This is a genomic window from Lysobacter sp. Soil_C_59, assembly GCF_057656415.1.
The window spans coordinates 1-16726 of record NZ_JBDGKK010000017.1 but is presented as its reverse complement, the minus strand read 5'-3'; the positions used below and the strand labels follow the sequence as shown (position 1 = coordinate 16726).

General features: G+C 64.1%; 12 protein-coding genes and 1 tRNA gene. All 13 read right to left on the bottom strand.

The features are described 5' to 3' along the window. Window positions 1-153 precede the first annotated feature (153 nt). A complete protein-coding gene (gene fusA / locus AC3A3Q_RS18610; RefSeq protein WP_200606510.1) occupies window positions 154-2274 on the bottom strand; it encodes an elongation factor G in 2121 nt (706 codons plus the stop codon). 150 nt (window positions 2275-2424) lie between these two features. After that, window positions 2425-2892 (bottom strand): 30S ribosomal protein S7, encoded by a 468-nt coding sequence (rpsG, locus tag AC3A3Q_RS18605; protein ID WP_200606512.1) that lies wholly within the window; start codon window positions 2890-2892, stop codon window positions 2425-2427. Window positions 2893-2945: 53 nt separating this feature from the next. Beyond that, entirely contained in the window at window positions 2946-3320 is a 375-nt protein-coding gene (gene rpsL / locus AC3A3Q_RS18600) for a 30S ribosomal protein S12 (protein WP_036115437.1), read from the bottom strand. Window positions 3321-3725: 405 nt separating this feature from the next. Next, window positions 3726-7955, bottom strand: a complete 4230-nt coding sequence (rpoC, locus tag AC3A3Q_RS18595) for a DNA-directed RNA polymerase subunit beta' (RefSeq protein WP_487587628.1) — start codon at window positions 7953-7955, stop codon at window positions 3726-3728. A gap of 129 nt (window positions 7956-8084) precedes the next feature. Further along, window positions 8085-12251 carry a DNA-directed RNA polymerase subunit beta gene (gene rpoB / locus AC3A3Q_RS18590; RefSeq protein ID WP_487587630.1) on the bottom strand — a complete coding sequence of 1389 codons (4167 nt, stop codon included), beginning with the start codon at window positions 12249-12251 and terminating at the stop codon, window positions 8085-8087. Window positions 12252-12523: 272 nt separating this feature from the next. Then, on the bottom strand, window positions 12524-12895 hold the full coding sequence (rplL, locus tag AC3A3Q_RS18585) for a 50S ribosomal protein L7/L12 (protein ID WP_200606516.1): 372 nt from the start codon (window positions 12893-12895) through the stop codon (window positions 12524-12526). A gap of 68 nt (window positions 12896-12963) precedes the next feature. Continuing rightward, complete coding sequence (rplJ, locus tag AC3A3Q_RS18580; RefSeq protein WP_487584258.1) at window positions 12964-13500, bottom strand: 50S ribosomal protein L10; 537 nt, start codon at window positions 13498-13500, stop codon at window positions 12964-12966. A 407-nt stretch (window positions 13501-13907) separates the two neighbouring features. Then, on the bottom strand, window positions 13908-14606 hold the full coding sequence (gene rplA / locus AC3A3Q_RS18575) for a 50S ribosomal protein L1 (protein ID WP_158733602.1): 699 nt from the start codon (window positions 14604-14606) through the stop codon (window positions 13908-13910). 3 nt (window positions 14607-14609) lie between these two features. Then, window positions 14610-15038, bottom strand: a complete 429-nt coding sequence (gene rplK, locus AC3A3Q_RS18570) for a 50S ribosomal protein L11 (protein WP_158733603.1) — start codon at window positions 15036-15038, stop codon at window positions 14610-14612. Window positions 15039-15248: 210 nt separating this feature from the next. Further along, window positions 15249-15818, bottom strand: coding sequence for a transcription termination/antitermination protein NusG (nusG, locus tag AC3A3Q_RS18565; protein WP_200606520.1), 570 nt, complete (start codon window positions 15816-15818; stop codon window positions 15249-15251). A gap of 4 nt (window positions 15819-15822) precedes the next feature. Beyond that, window positions 15823-16200 (bottom strand): preprotein translocase subunit SecE, encoded by a 378-nt coding sequence (gene secE / locus AC3A3Q_RS18560; protein ID WP_158733605.1) that lies wholly within the window; start codon window positions 16198-16200, stop codon window positions 15823-15825. A 90-nt stretch (window positions 16201-16290) separates the two neighbouring features. Further along, a tRNA-Trp gene (locus tag AC3A3Q_RS18555) sits at window positions 16291-16366 on the bottom strand. Between the two features lie 213 nt (window positions 16367-16579). Further along, window positions 16580-16726, bottom strand: a 147-nt coding sequence (locus AC3A3Q_RS18550; RefSeq protein WP_487587629.1) for an EF-Tu C-terminal domain-related protein, incomplete at its 5' end; no start/stop codon positions are given.

Here is a 16726-nt window from a genome sequence, read left to right as displayed (position 1 = left end):
CTTGCCGTGGTCGACGTGACCGATCGTGCCCACGTTCACGTGCGGCTTGGTGCGCTCAAACTTACCCTTGGCCATGATTGTCTCTCTTTAAAGTTTATTGCTTGTTCTGTGGTAACGAGGCGCCGGCGAGGGCCGGCGCCACGGGGACTTCAATTAACCGCCCTTCTTCATCACCGCATCGGCGATGTTGTTCGGGGCTTCGGCGTAATGGTCGAATTCCATCGTGAACGTCGCGCGACCCTGGGTCAGCGAACGGATCGTGGTGGCGTAACCGAACATCTCACCCAGCGGCACCATCGCGTTGATGGTCTTGCCCGACGGCGTGTCGTCCTGGCCCTGGAGCAGGCCGCGACGACGGCTCAGGTCGCCCATCACGTCGCCGACGTACTCTTCCGGCGTCACGACTTCGACCTTCATCATCGGCTCGAGCAGGACCGGATCGGCCTTGCGGAAGCCTTCCTTGAACGCCATCGACGAGGCGAGCTTGAACGCCATTTCCGACGAGTCGACGTCGTGGTAGGAACCGAACACGAGCTTGACCTTCACGCCCACGACCGGGAAGCCGGCCAGCGGACCGCTGGTGATCGTCTCGCGCAGGCCCTTCTCGACCGCCGGGATGAACTCCTTCGGAATCACGCCGCCGGTGATGTCGTTGACGAACAGGAAATCGTTCTCGACATCCTCGTTGGCACGATCGGCTTCGTTCATCGGCGACAGCTCGATGACGACGTGGCCGTACTGGCCCTTACCGCCCGACTGCTTGGCGTGCTTGTAGTCCGACTTGACGTCCGACTTGCGGATGGTCTCGCGGTACGCCACCTGCGGCTTGCCGACGTTGGCCTCGACATTGAACTCGCGACGCATGCGGTCGACGATGATGTCCAGGTGCAACTCGCCCATGCCGGCGATGATGGTCTGGCCCGACTCTTCGTCCGTGCGAACGCGGAACGAGGGATCTTCCTGCGCCAGACGGCCCAGGGCCATGCCCATCTTTTCCTGGTCGGACTTGGTCTTCGGTTCCACCGCCATCGAGATGACGGGCTCCGGGAAGATCATGCGCTCGAGGGTGATGACGTGGTCCTGCGCGCACAGCGTGTCGCCGGTGGTCACGTCCTTCAGGCCCACGGCCGCGGCGATGTCGCCGGCGCGGACTTCCTTGATCTCGTCACGCTGGTTGGCGTGCATCTGCAGGATGCGGCCCACGCGCTCCTTCTTCGACTTGACCGGGTTGTACACCTGGTCGCCGGAGTTGAGCACGCCCGAGTAGACGCGGAAGAAGGTCAGCGAACCGACGAACGGGTCGGTCATGATCTTGAAGGCAAGCGCGGAGAACGGCTCGGTGTCGAGCGCCTTGCGGGTGTCTTCCTTCTCGTCTTCGTCGATGCCTTGGACCGGCGGACGGTCGGCCGGCGACGGCAGCAGGTTGATCACGCCGTCGAGCATGGCCTGCACGCCCTTGTTCTTGAAGGCCGAGCCGCAGAAGACAGGCACGATCTCGACGCGCAGCGTGCGCTCGCGCAGACCGGCAACGATCTCCACTTCGCTCAGCTCGCCTTCGTTGAGGTACTTGTCCATCAGCTCTTCGGACGCTTCGGCGGCGGCTTCGATCATGAAGCTGCGCGCGGCCTCGGCCTTGGCCTGCAGGTCTGCCGGGATCTCGCGGTACTCGAACACGGTGCCCTGCGAGGCGACATCCCAGTGGATGGCCTTCATCTTGAGCAGGTCGACCACGCCCTCGAAGCCGTCTTCGGCGCCGATCGGCACCTGCATCGGCACGGCGTAGGCGCCCAGGCGCGAACGCAGCTGCTCGACGACCTTGTCGAAGTTGGCACCGGTACGGTCCATCTTGTTGACGAAGGCCATGCGCGGCACGGAGTACTTGTTGGCCTGGCGCCACACGGTCTCGGACTGCGGCTGCACGCCACCGACGGCGCACAGCACGAACACCGCACCGTCGAGCACGCGCAGCGAACGCTCGACTTCGATGGTGAAGTCGACGTGGCCAGGGGTGTCGATGATGTTGAAGCGGTGCTCAGGCAAGGACTTGTCCATGCCCTTCCAGAACGCGGTCGTAGCGGCCGACGTAATGGTGATGCCGCGCTCCTGCTCCTGTTCCATCCAGTCCATCGTCGCGGCACCTTCGTGCACTTCGCCGATCTTGTGGCTGACACCGGTGTAGAACAGGATGCGTTCGGACGTGGTGGTCTTGCCGGCATCGATGTGGGCCATGATGCCGAAGTTGCGGTAACGCTCGATGGGAGTGGTGCGAGCCACGGGACCCTCTCGTAATTTTTTAAATTCCAGATGGCCGGACGCCGCCTCAAAGGCGGCCTCCGGTTCGCATGGCGGCTTTCTCGCCGCCGCGGCAGCACATGTCGTGCTGCTGAGTGGGACGACCCCCTATATGGGGGCGCCCGGCTCAGATCACCAGCGGTAGTGGGCGAACGCCTTGTTCGCTTCCGCCATGCGGTGGGTTTCTTCGCGCTTCTTGATGGCGCCGCCGCGGCTTTCCGAGGCGTCGATCAGTTCGGCAGCCAGCTTGCGCGGCATGGTGTTCTCGCCGCGCTTGCGCGCCGACTCGATCAGCCAGCGCATGGCCAGCGCCATACGGCGCGAGGCGCGGACTTCGACCGGCACCTGGTAGGTGGCACCGCCGACGCGACGCGACTTCACTTCGACCGCAGGCGAAACGTTGCCCAGTGCCTTCTCGACGAGCTCGAGGGCATTGGGGTTCTTCTCGCTGATGACATCCATCGCGCCGTAGACGATCTTCTCGGCGACCGACTTCTTGCCGCTCTGCATGACCATGTTGATGAAACGGGCGATCGTCTCGCTGCCGTGCTTGGGGTCCGGCAGGACCGAACGCTGAGGGGTGGAACCTTTACGCGACATGGTGCGTACCTATTCTCGTGATTCTTGTACGGAGACCGAAACGGTCGTCCGGCTTAGGACTTCGGACGCTTGGCGCCGTACTTGGAGCGGCTCTGGCGACGCTTGGCGACACCGGCGGCATCGAGCGAGCCACGCACGGTGTGGTAGCGCACGCCCGGCAGGTCCTTGACGCGACCGCCGCGGATCAGCACGACCGAGTGCTCCTGGAGGTTGTGGCCTTCGCCGCCGATGTACGAGATGACCTCGTAACCGTTGGTCAGGCGCACCTTGGCGACCTTACGCAGAGCCGAGTTCGGCTTCTTCGGGGTCGTGGTGTACACGCGGGTGCAAACGCCACGACGCTGCGGGCAGTTCGCGAGCGCCGGCGAGGCACTCTTGTAGGTGGTCGCCTGCCGCGGCTTGCGGACCAGCTGATTGATCGTCGCCATCTGGAACTCTTTGAAGAAGGCCTGGATTGGCCTTTCGTGGAAAAACGAACGGCACGCCGGGGCAACCCGGCATACCGAGACGAAAAAGTATAGCCCGCGTCGGACGTCACCGTCAACGCGAGCTAAACCGTGTGTTCCGCCCGGGCCGCCGTAGGCAGCCTGCGAGGTCGGAACTTCACTGCGATCCCGCCCATCCTGGGCCGAACACGAGGCGCATCCTGCATCCTCATTTCGTGATCTGGACGACCCCACGAGGGGGCTGTCGATATTTCCGTAATTGTAACGCGATTCTTGGCGAATGCCAAAGCGGGAATGGGGAATGGGGAAGAGGGAACGCCTCGTTCCCCATTCCCTGTTCCCTGATCCCGCTTCAGCCAAAAAGCACCAAAGCGGGACCCCGTCCCATTACGAGGCGCTCGAGTCGCCTTCGACCTCGGCCACTTCCGCGGCGACCGGCTCGATCGCCGAAGCGACCGGTGCCGACAGCGCTTCCATTTCCGAGTCGGTCAGGCCCGAGGCGTTCTTGCGGCGCAGCGTGTGGTACGCCAGACCGGTACCGGCCGGGATCAGGCGGCCGACGATCACGTTCTCCTTCAGGCCGCGCAGGCCGTCACGGGTGCCGCGAACGGCCGCCTCGGTCAGGACGCGGGTGGTCTCCTGGAAGGAGGCCGCCGAGATGAACGACTCGGTCGCCAGCGAGGCCTTGGTGATGCCCAGCAGGACCGGCTCGTAGCCGGCAAGGATCTCGTTGCGGCCGGCCAGGCGGGCGTTCTCTTCGATGAGACGCTGACGCTCGACCTGCTCGCCGTTGAGGAACTTGCTGTCGCCCTGGTCGGTGATCTCGATCTTGCGCAGCATCTGGCGAACGATCACCTCGATGTGCTTGTCGTTGATCTTCACGCCCTGCAGGCGGTAGACGTCCTGGATTTCCTTGGTCAGGTACACGGCCAGCGGCTCGACACCGAGCAGGCGCAGGATGTCCTGCGGGCTCGGCTCGCCGTCCACCACGGTCTCGCCCTTCTCCACGTGCTCGCCTTCGAACACGATGATCTGGCGGTACTTGGGGATCAGCTCTTCGTGCTCGTTGCCGTCGGTGTCCTTGATGATCAGGCGCTGCTTGCCCTTGGTGTCCTTACCGAAGGAGACGATGCCCGAACGCTCGGCCAGGACCGCCGGGTCCTTGGGCTTGCGCGCTTCGAACAGGTCGGCAACGCGCGGCAGACCACCGGTGATGTCGCGGGTCTTGGACGCTTCCTGCGGGATCTTGGCGACCACGTCGCCCACGCCGACCGGCGCGCCGTCCTGCAGGTTGACGATCGAGCGCGGCGGCAGCAGGTACTGCGCCGGCAGGTCGGTACCCGGGATCGACAGGTCCTTGCCGTTCTTGTCGACGATGCGGACGATCGGACGCAGGTCCTTGCCCTGCGAGCCGCGACGCTTCGGATCGGTGATCTCGCGCGAGGCCAGGCCGGTCAGTTCGTCGGTCTTCTCGATCACGGTCACGCCATCGACGAAGTCGATGAAGCGAACGAAACCGGCGACTTCCGACACGATCGGGTGGTTATGCGGATCCCAGCTGGCCACGGTCTGGCCGGCCTTGATCGCAGCGCCGTCCTTGACGTTGACGGTGGCGCCGTACGGCAGCTTGTAACGCTCGCGCTCACGGCCGTGGCCGTCGAGCACCGACAACTCGCCCGAACGCGACACCGCGACCAGGTGGCCACCGGCGTGATCGACGTGCTTGAGGTTGTTGAACTTGATGCTACCGGTGGTCTTGACCGTGACGTTGTCGATGGCGGCGGCACGCGATGCGGCACCACCGATGTGGAACGTACGCATGGTCAGCTGCGTACCCGGCTCACCGATCGACTGCGCGGCGACAACGCCGACCGCTTCGCCGTGGTTGACCAGGTGACCGCGACCGAGGTCGCGACCGTAGCAGTGGGCGCAGACACCGAACGAGCTGCGGCAGGTGATCGTCGAACGGACCTTGATCGACTGCACGCTGGCGTCGTCGAGCTTCTGCACCCAACCCTCGTCGAGCAGGGTATTGCGGGTGACGATCGGCTCTTCGTCGTTGCCCGGCAGGAACACGTCCTCGGCCACGACGCGACCCAGCACGCGGTCGCGCAGCGGTTCGACCACGTCGCCGCCTTCCACGATCGGAGTCATGGTCAGGCCTTCCAGCGTGCCGCAATCGTCCTCGGTGATCACCACGTCCTGCGCCACGTCGACGAGGCGACGGGTCAGGTAACCGGAGTTCGCCGTCTTCAGCGCGGTATCGGCCAGGCCCTTACGGGCACCGTGGGTCGAGATGAAGTACTGGAGAACGTTCAGGCCTTCGCGGAAGTTCGCGGTGATGGGCGTCTCGATGATCGAGCCGTCCGGCTTGGCCATCAGGCCGCGCATACCGGCGAGCTGACGGATCTGGGCCTGCGAACCACGGGCGCCGGAGTCGGCCATGATGTAGATCGAGTTCATCGACTTCTGGTCGATGGTCTCGCCCTTGGCGTTGAGCACCTTCTCGGTGCCGATCGCGTCCATCATCGCCTTGGCCACGCGCTCGTTCGTGCGCGACCAGATGTCGACGACCTTGTTGTAGCGCTCGCCGGCGGTGACCAGGCCCGACTGGTACTGCTCCTGGATTTCCAGGACCTCGGCTTCGGCCTCGGCCAGGATGCCCTTCTTCTCGACCGGGATCAGCATGTCGTCGATGCCGATGGAGACGCCGGCGCGGGTCGCGTAGGCGAAGCCGGTGTACATCAGCTTGTCGGCGAACACGACCGTGTCCTTCAGGCCGAGCATGCGGTAGCAGGAGTTGATCAGTCGGCTGATGTTCTTCTTGGTCAGCTCGACGTTGGCCAGCGCGAACGGCAGGCCCTCCGGCAGGATCTCGCGCAGCAGGGCGCGACCCACGGTCGTGTCGACGATCGAGGTCTTCTGCTCGCTGGTGCCGTCGTCGTTGTTCACCGTCTCGGTGATGCGGACCTTGCACTTGGCGTGCAGCTGCACGACGCGGTTGTCGTAGGCGCGCTTGACTTCGGCGACGTTGGCGAACGCCATGCCCTCGCCTGCCTTGTTCTCAAGGCCGCGGGTCATGTAGTACAGGCCCAGCACGACGTCCTGCGACGGCACGATGATCGGCTCGCCGTTGGCCGGCGACAGGATGTTGTTGGACGCCATCATCAGCGCACGCGCTTCCAGCTGGGCTTCCAGCGAGAGCGGCACGTGGACGGCCATCTGGTCACCGTCGAAGTCGGCGTTGAACGCGGTGCAGACCAGCGGGTGCAGCTGGATCGCCTTGCCTTCGATCAGCACCGGCTCGAACGCCTGGATGCCCAGGCGGTGCAGCGTCGGTGCGCGGTTGAGCAGGACCGGATGCTCGCGGATCACCTCTTCGAGGATGTCCCACACCTCGGCCTCTTCGCGCTCGACGAGCTTCTTGGCGGCCTTGATGGTGGTGGCCAGGCCACGGCGCTGCAGCTTGGCGAAGATGAAGGGCTTGAACAGCTCGAGCGCCATCTTCTTCGGCAGGCCGCACTCGTGCAGGCGCAGCGTCGGGCCGACCACGATGACCGAACGGCCCGAGTAGTCGACGCGCTTGCCCAGCAGGTTCTGGCGGAAGCGACCCTGCTTGCCCTTGATCATGTCGGCGAGCGACTTGAGCGGGCGCTTGTTGGTGCCGGTGATGGCACGGCCACGACGGCCGTTGTCCATCAGCGCGTCAACCGACTCCTGCAGCATGCGCTTCTCGTTGCGCACGATGATGTCGGGCGCATTGAGTTCGAGCAGGCGACGCAGGCGGTTGTTGCGGTTGATGACGCGGCGGTACAGGTCGTTGAGGTCGGAGGTCGCGAAGCGACCGCCGTCCAGCGGAACCAGCGGACGCAGGTCCGGCGGCAGCACCGGCAGCACGGTCATGACCATCCACTCCGGGCGGTTGCCCGACTCGAGGAAGGCTTCGACCAGCTTGATGCGCTTGGTGAGGCGCTTGAGCTTGGTTTCGCTGTTGGTCGAGGAGATCTCTTCCTTCAGCTGGACCATCTCCGACTGCAGGTCGATGGTGCGCAGCAGCTCGTAGACGGCCTCGGCGCCCATGGCGGCTTCGAAGTCGTCGCCGTGCTCCTGGCGTGCCTGCAGGAACTGCTCTTCGGTCAGCAGGTTGCCGCGCTCGAGCGCGGTCAGGCCCGGCTCGGTGACGACATACGCTTCGAAGTACAGGATGCGCTCAATGTCACGCAGGGTCATGTCCAGCATCAGGCCGATGCGCGAGGGCAGCGACTTGAGGAACCAGATGTGCGCGACCGGCGAAGCCAGGTCGATGTGGCCCATGCGCTCGCGACGGACCTTGGCCAGGGTGACCTCGGTGCCGCACTTCTCGCACACCACGCCGCGGTGCTTCATGCGCTTGTACTTGCCGCACAGGCACTCGTAGTCCTTGATCGGACCGAAGATGGCGGCGCAGAACAGGCCGTCACGCTCGGGCTTGAACGTGCGGTAGTTGATCGTTTCCGGCTTCTTCACTTCGCCGAACGACCACGAACGGATCAGGTCGGGCGAAGCCAGCGCGATCTTGATCGCATCGAAGTCGATGGTCTGTCGCTGCTGGTTGAACAGATTCAGAAGGTCTTTCATTTGGGTTCTCCGAGAGGAGGAAATCGTGGATTGGAAGCAAAGCGGGAGTAAGAAGCGGGATCGGGGAATGGGGAACGACAGGTGGCGCGCCGCGCCTCGTTCCCTATTCCCTCTTCCCTATTCCCGAAGTCAGTTCTCTTCCAGCTCCATGTTGATGGCCAAGCTGCGGATTTCCTTCACAAGCACGTTGAAGGACTCCGGCATGCCGGCGACCATTTCGTACTCGCCGTCGACGATGTTCTTGTACATCTGGTTGCGGCCCTGCACGTCGTCGGACTTCACCGTCAGCATTTCCTGCAGGGTGTAGGCCGCGCCGTAGGCTTCCAGCGCCCAGACTTCCATCTCACCGAAGCGCTGGCCACCGAACTGCGCCTTGCCGCCCAGCGGCTGCTGGGTGACGAGCGAGTACGGACCAGTGGAACGGGCGTGCATCTTGTCGTCGACCAGGTGGTTCAGCTTCAGCATGTGCATGTAGCCGACCGTGACCGGACGCTCGAACGACTCACCGGTGCGACCGTCGAACAGCATGGTCTGGCCGCTGGTGGGCAGGTCGGCGAGCTCGAGCATGCGCTTGATCTCCGACTCGGCGGCACCGTCGAACACCGGGGTTGCCATCGGCACGCCATCACACAGGTTCTTGGCGAGCGTCAGCAGCTCCTCGTCGCTGAACTGGGTCAGGTCGACGCGGTCACCGGCGATCTTGGTGTCGTGGTTGTAGATGTCGTCGAGGAACTGACGCAGCTCGGAGACCTTCTGCTGTGCTTCCAGCATGCGCTGGATCTTCTGGCCCAGGCCCTTTGCGGCCCAGCCCAGATGCACTTCGAGGATCTGGCCGATGTTCATACGCGACGGCACGCCCAGCGGATTGAGCACGATGTCGACGGTCTGGCCGTCGGCTGCGTACGGCATGTCCTGCACCGGCACGATGGTCGACACGACACCCTTGTTGCCGTGGCGGCCGGCCATCTTGTCGCCCGGCTGGATGCGGCGCTTCACCGCGAGGAACACCTTCACCATCTTCAGCACGCCCGGTGCGAGGTCATCGCCCTGGGTGATCTTGCCGCGCTTGTCGGCGAAGCGCTTCTCGAACTCGGCCTTGTGGACCTCGATCTGCTTCTGCGCGCGCTCGATGGCCTCGACCGCTTCCTCGTCCTTCATGCGCAGGGTGAACCAGTCCTTGCGGGACAGGCCTTCCAGCACCAGCGAGGTGACGGTGTCGCCCTTCTTCAGGCCACCGCCGCCGTTGGCGACGCGACCGATCAGCTGGGTGCGCAGACGATCGTAGATCGCCGCTTCGAGGATGCGGTACTGGTCGTCGAAGTCCTTCTTGACGCGACGGATCTCGTATTCCTCGATCTGGCGCGCGCGCTTGTCCTTCTCGATGCCGTCGCGGGTGAAGACCTGCACGTCGATGACGGTGCCGTCCATGCCCGGCGGAACGCGAAGCGAGCTGTCCTTAACGTCGGAGGCCTTCTCGCCGAAGATCGCGCGAAGCAGCTTCTCTTCCGGGGTCAGCTGCGACTCGCCCTTCGGCGTGACCTTGCCGACCAGGATGTCGCCGGCACGCACTTCGGCGCCGATGTAGACCACGCCCGACTCGTCGAGGCGGTTGAGGGCCTGCTCGGAGACGTTCGGGATGTCGGCGGAGATTTCCTCCGGCCCCAGCTTGGTGTCGCGGGCGACGCAGGTCAGCTCTTCGATGTGGATCGTGGTGTAACGATCCTGCTCGACCACGCGCTCGGAGAGCAGGATCGAGTCCTCGAAGTTGTAGCCGTTCCACGGCATGAACGCGACCAGCATGTTCTGGCCGAGCGCGAGCTCGCCGATGTCGGTCGACGGACCATCCGCCAGCACGTCGCCGCGCGCAACCACGTCACCGACGTTCACCAGCGGACGCTGGTTGATGCAGGTGTTCTGGTTGGAGCGGGTGTACTTGATCAGGGTGTAGATGTCGACGCCGGCATCGGTCTCGCCAACGATTTCCTTCTCGTTGACCTTGACCACGATGCGGCCTGCGTCGATCTGCTCGATCACGCCACCACGACGGGCATTGACGGTCACGCCCGAGTCACGCGCCACGGCGCGCTCGATGCCGGTACCGACCAGCGGCTTCTGCGCACGCAGCGTCGGCACGGCCTGGCGCTGCATGTTGGCGCCCATCAGTGCGCGGTTGGCGTCGTCGTGCTCGAGGAACGGCACCAGCGCCGCAGCGACCGACACGGTCTGCATCGGCGAGACGTCCATGAAGTGGATCTCGCTCGGCGGACGCAGCATCGACTCACCCTGGTAACGGCAGGCGACGAACTGGGCGGTGATGTTGTTGTCGTCGTCGGTCGGTGCATTGGCCTGGGCGATGACGTACTCGTTCTCTTCGATCGCCGACAGGTACTCGACGGCGTCGGTGACGCGGCCGTCGATGACCTTGCGGTACGGCGTCTCGAGGAAGCCGTAGCGGTTGGTGCGGGCGAACACGGCGAGCGAGTTGATCAGGCCGATGTTCGGGCCTTCCGGCGTCTCGATGGTGCACACGCGCCCGTAGTGGGTCGGGTGCACGTCGCGCACTTCGAAGCCGGCGCGCTCACGGGTCAGGCCGCCCGGGCCGAGGGCCGAGACGCGACGCTTGTGGGTGACTTCCGACAGCGGGTTGTTCTGATCCATGAACTGCGACAGCTGCGAGGAGCCGAAGAACTCCTTGATCGCGGCGGCCACCGGCTTGGCGTTGATCAGCTCCTGCGGGGTCAGGCCTTCGGACTCGGCCATCGACAGGCGCTCCTTGACCGCGCGCTCGACGCGGACCAGGCCGACGCGGAACACGTTCTCGGCCATTTCGCCGACCGAACGCACGCGACGGTTGCCCAGGTGGTCGATGTCGTCGACCGTGCCGCGACCGTTGCGGATCTCGGTCAGCACGCGGATCACGTCGAGGATGTCGGACGTGGCGCCGTTGGCGTTGCGCAGGCGCACCGACTCCTCGTCCTTGCGCTCGGCAAAGTACTTGGCGTCATAGAGCACCGAAGCGCCCTCGGTTTCCTTGCGGCCCAGGCGACGGTTGAACTTCATCCGGCCCACGGCCGACAGGTCGTAGCGCTCGAAGGTGAAGAACAGGTTGTGGAACAGGTTCTGCGCGGCGTCCTTGGTCGGCGGCTCGCCCGGACGCATCATGCGGTAGATCTCGACCAGCGCTTCCAGCTGAGTCTTCGACGGATCGATGCGCAGGGTGTTGGACAGGTACGCGCCACGATCGAGGTCGTTCACCCACAGGGTGCCGACCGCGTCGATACCGGCCTTGCGGAACGAGGCCAGCTGGTCTTCGTTGATCTCGTCGTTGGCCGTGGCCAGCAGTTCGCCGGTCTTGGAGTCAACGACGTCGTGCGAGAGGATGCGGCCGACCAGGTAGCTGTCCGGCACGGCCAGGGCGGCAATACCCGAAGCCTCCAACTGCTTGACGTGGCGCGCGGTGATGCGCTTGCCGGCCTCGACGATGATCTTGTCGCCGTCGGCCAGGTCGAAGTCGAGCGTTTCACCACGCAGGCGCTCGGAGACCAGCTCCCACTGCACGCCCTCGGGCATGATGTGGAAGGTGTTGATCTCGAAGAACTCGCGCAGCATTTCTTCGTTGTTGTAGCCCAGTGCGCGCAGCAGCACGGTCACCGGCAGCTTGCGGCGACGGTCGATACGGGTGAACAGCGCATCCTTCGGGTCGAACTCGAAGTCGAGCCAGGAACCGCGGTAAGGAATGATGCGGGCGCTGTACAGCAGCTTGCCCGAGCTGTGGGTCTTGCCGCGGTCGTGATCGAAGAACACGCCCGGGCTGCGGTGCAGCTGCGAGACGATGACGCGCTCGGTGCCGTTGACGATGAAGGTGCCGTTGTCGGTCATGAGCGGAATCTCGCCCATGTAGACCTCCTGCTCCTTCACGTACTTGATGGCCTTGGTCGACGACTCACGGTCGTAGATCACCAGGCGCACGGTCACGCGCAGCGGGGCGCCGTAGGAGAGGCCGCGGTTACGGCACTCGCGCTCATCGAACGGCGGTTCGCCCAGCTTGTAGCCGACGTATTCCAGCGCAGCGTTGCCGCTGTAGCTGACGATCGGGAACACCGACTTCAGCGCGGCGTGCAGGCCGCGGTCGGCGCGCTTGGCCGGGTCGATGTTTTCCTGCAGGAACTCGCGGTACGAGTCGACCTGGATGGCCAGCAGGAAGGGAATTTCGAGGATGGATTTGCGCTTGCCGAAATCCTTGCGAATTCGCTTCTTTTCGGTGAACGAGTAAATGGCCTTGGAGGCCGTCGTCATGGAAGCTGTGGTCATGGTGAGCTACCGCCTCGGAGATTTTCGGTGGCTTGCCTGCGCGGCAAACCGGGGGATCAAAATTGCCAGTGGGAAGTCGCTGGTATTGCCGGCACCAGCACGCCTTCTCCCGCTACTTCCGACTGTCAACTCGTTGGGTAACGCCTGTTTTCTGCCGCCCCCTCAGGAACGGCCAAAGGCCGGGGACTTTCGTCCCCAGCCTCAGGTGGTCGCCAATACTTCGCTCTTAACCAAGAGCCGGCGACACAAGTACTGAATTACTTCAGCTCGACCGATGCGCCGGCAGCCTCGAGGTCCTTCTTGAACTTCTCGGCGTCGTCCTTCGAGACGGCTTCCTTCACGGTCTGCGGAGCACCCTCGACGAGGTCCTTCGCTTCCTTCAGGCCCAGGCCGGTGATGGCGCGGACGGCCTTGATGACTTCGACCTTCTTCTCGCCGGCAGCCTTCAGGATGACGTTGAACTCGGTCTGCTCTTCGACGACGGCGGCGGCAACGGCCGGGCCGGCAGCGACGACCGGAGCGGCGGCGGAGACGCCGAACTTCTCTTCGATCGCCTTGACCAGCTCCATCACCTCGAGAAGGGTCTTCTCGGCAATGGCGTCGACGATCTGTTCGTTGGACAGGGACATGTTATTAACCTCTGGAAATTGATCTTACGAATCGATTGGTAAAGCGAGCTTCGACAGGTCTCGGCGTGTTACGCCGGTTCCGCCACTGCTTCGGCTTCGGCGTCGGCAACATCGCCACCGCCCTGCTTGTCGGCCACTGCCTTGACGGCGCGGGCGAACATCGTTGCCGGCTCGTTGAGGACGCGGGCCAGCATGGCCAGAGCCTGTTCGAGGGTCGGCAGCGAAGCGAGGACTTCGACGTGGCTGGCCGGATAAACCTGGCCACCCATCGCGACGACCTTGGCCTGCAGCTTGTCGTTACCCTTGGCGAATTCCTTGATCAGACGACCGGCAGCGCCGGGTTCTTCCATCGAGAACGCGTACAGCAGCGGACCGACGAGCACGTCTTTAGCGCACTCGTATTCGGTACCGACGACGGCGCGCGAAGCCAGGGTGTTCTTGACAACCTTCAAGAAAACGCCGGTTTCACGAGCCTTCTTGCGCATCGCGGTCATCTGACTGACCGTGGTGCCCGCGTACTCGACAGCAATCAAGGAGTGGGCCTTGGCGGCGACTTCTGCCAGCTCGGCTACTACTTCTTGCTTCTGGGACAGATTGAGAGCCATTGCACTCCTCCAAATGAACTCCGCTTACGGCTCCTGCCGCTTGCGGTCCTGGGCGATACCGTCCCTGGCATCGGGGATGCGCGAACATCCCGGTGGTGGCCACTCCAGAAAGATTTCCAGAAGGCACCATCTACGCAGGCTGACCCGAACGAGTCCGGATTAAGCAGCCCCGCTTCCACCGACGGCGATTCCTTGCCATGTCGAGCATCCATGCCCGTCGCCGGTAGGCGCTGACCGCACCTGCGGTCTTTGACGGCTATCGCTTCGAACCCGGAGGTCTTGGCGATGCCCTCAAAATTTCGCCTCGTCATTCCCGCGCAGGCGGGAATCCAAGGACTTTGTTCTTGCTTCCGAGGAGTGAGGCCGAAGCCTCACGTCCCTGGATCCCGGCTTTCGCCGGGATGACATTACTTAAGGGTCAGCGTGCCCTGGTCCACGGCGACGCCGGGGCCCATGGTGGTGCTGATCGAGATCTTCTGCAGGTACTGGCCCTTCGCGGACGACGGCTTGGCCTTGATCAGGTCAAGCAGCAGCGCGGTCAGGTTTTCCTTCAGCGAGGCGTCTTCGAACGAAGCCTTGCCGATGGTGCAGTGGATGATGCCGGCCTTGTCGGTGCGGTAACGCACCTGGCCGCCCTTGGCGTTCTTCACAGCTTCGGCCGGGTTCGGCGAAACGGTGCCGACCTTCGGGTTCGGCATCAGGCCACGCGGGCCGAGCACCTGGCCCAGCTTGCCGACGACGCGCATGGCGTCCGGGGTGGCGATCACGACGTCGTAGTTCAGGTCGCCGGCCATCATCTTCTCGGCCAGGTCGTCCATGCCCACGGCTTCGGCGCCAGCGGCGATGGCTTCGTCAGCCTTCGCACCGGCGGGGGCGAACACCGCCACGCGCACCGACTTGCCGGTACCTGCCGGCAGCACGGTCGAACCGCGAACCTGCTGGTCGGACTTCTTCGCGTCCACGCCCAGGCGCACAGCGACGTCGACGGACTCGACGAACTTGGCCTTGGTGGCGGTCTTCACGATCTTGAGTGCGTCGTCGATGGCGTAGGTCTTGCCCGGGACAACTGCGGCCTGGATGGCCTTTTCGCGCTTGGTCATTGCCATGTCTTAACCCTCCACCACCAGACCCATGCTGCGGGCCGAACCCGCAATCGTCTTCACCGCTGCATCCAGGTCGGCTGCCGTGAGGTCAGCTTCCTTCTGCTTGGCAATCGCTTCGAGCTGGGCGCGGGTGACCTTGCCCACCTTCTCGGTGTTCGGGCGCTTGGAGCCCGAGGCGACGCCGGCGGCCTTCTTCAGCAGCACCGAAGCCGGGGTCGACTTGGTGATGAAGGTGAAGGTACGGTCCGAGTACGCGGTGATGATGACCGGGGTCGGCAGACCCGGCTCGAGCTTGGAGGTCGCGGCGTTGAAGGCCTTGCAGAACTCCATGATGTTCAGGCCGCGCTGGCCCAGGGCCGGGCCGACGGGCGGCGACGGGTTGGCCTGGCCGGCCTTGACCTGCAACTTGATGTAACCGACTACTTTCTTAGCCATTTCTCTCTCTCCGGGTGCAAACGCCTGGACTTCAGGCTCCCCATCGCGCCGGGAAAATCACGTGTCCCGACATCACGTTGTAAGTGGATTCTTCAGCACGCCAACGGCCGCCATGCGGCGGCCGGGGCTTCTGGATCGCGCTGAAAGCGGCGAGCCAGCAAGTATATCAGCAATTTAGCGCCGGAAGCCAGGCTCCGGCGCCGAGCCGGGTCAGGCCTTCTCGACCTGCCCGAATTCCAGCTCGACCGGGGTCGAGCGGCCGAAGATGAGCACGGCCACGCGCAGGCGGCTCTTCTCGTAGTTGATCTCTTCGACCACACCGTTGAAGTCGTTGAACGGGCCATCGATGACCCGGACCATCTCGCCCGGCTCGAACAGCACCTTGGGCTTGGGCTTCTCGACGCCTTCCTGCACGCGCTGCAGGATCATGTCGGCCTCGTGGTCGGCGATCGGCAGCGGGCGGTCGGCGGTACCGCCGATGAAGCCCATCACCTTCGGGGTTTCCTTGACCAGGTGCCAGCTCTCGTTGTCCATGCGCGGGATGCCCGCTTCGTCATGGGTCGCGATCTGGACCAGGACATAGCCCGGGAAGAACTTGCGCTCGGAACGGCGCTTCTGGCCGGAGCGCATTTCCACGACTTCTTCGGTCGGGACCAGCACTTCGCCGAAACGCTCCTGCATGCCGTCGCGCACGATACGGTCACGCAGCGCCTGTGCCACGGACTTCTCGAAGCCCGAGTAGGCATGTACCACGTACCAACGCTTATGCACTTCGCTCATTTCTTCAGCGCCCCAGCAGGAACTTGACTGCGGCCTGGATCACCACGTCGAAACCGGCCAGGATCAGGCTCAGCACGGCGACGGCAATCATGACCACCCAGGTGGTGCGCATGGCTTCCTGGCGGGTCGGCCAGACAACCTTGCGCAGCTCGAAGCGCGATTCAGACAGGAATTCGCGGGTTTGCAGGCCCTTGGAGCTGGTCAGGAACACACCGGCACCCAGGACCAGGCCGCCAGCGACGGCCAGGGCGCGCAGCGCGCCGGCCCACTGGTCGAAGTAGATGTAGGCGGCCACGCCCGCGGCGACCAGCAGCACGGCAAGTGCGTACTTGACGATATCGCCGGCGGAGGAGGATCCGTGTTGTTCGACCTTGCTGTTCATCCGATCCATCGCGCGGCGGTGAGGCCACGTCTGTAGGTGGTACGACCCGACCACGGATGACCGGGGCTGTGCGGAAGCGCCCGCATGTAGTGGCACGCCAGGAGGGACTCGAACCCCCAACCTGCGGTTTTGGAGACCGCTGCTCTGCCAATTGAGCTACTGGCGTACATCGATGAAGCTTAACGTTTTTACCGTAAGCGGGTTGGACCCGGATTCAGGCCCGAAGTTCAGACCCCTTAGACGGCGACGGCGAGCCGTTGCCGACTCGCCGGGAAGTCCAACAACATCTACGGCAAAACTGACGTCCCTGGATCCCCGCCTTCGCGGGGATGACGGATTGACAAAGCCGGGCGCGCTTGCGCGCGCCCGGGTCAATTCGTCACTTGATGATCTTCGCCACCACGCCGGCGCCGACGGTACGGCCGCCTTCGCGGATTGCGAAGCGCAGGCCTTCGTCCATCGCGACCGGGTTGATCAGCGAGACGACCATCTTGATGTTGTCGCCCGGCATGACCATCTCGACGCC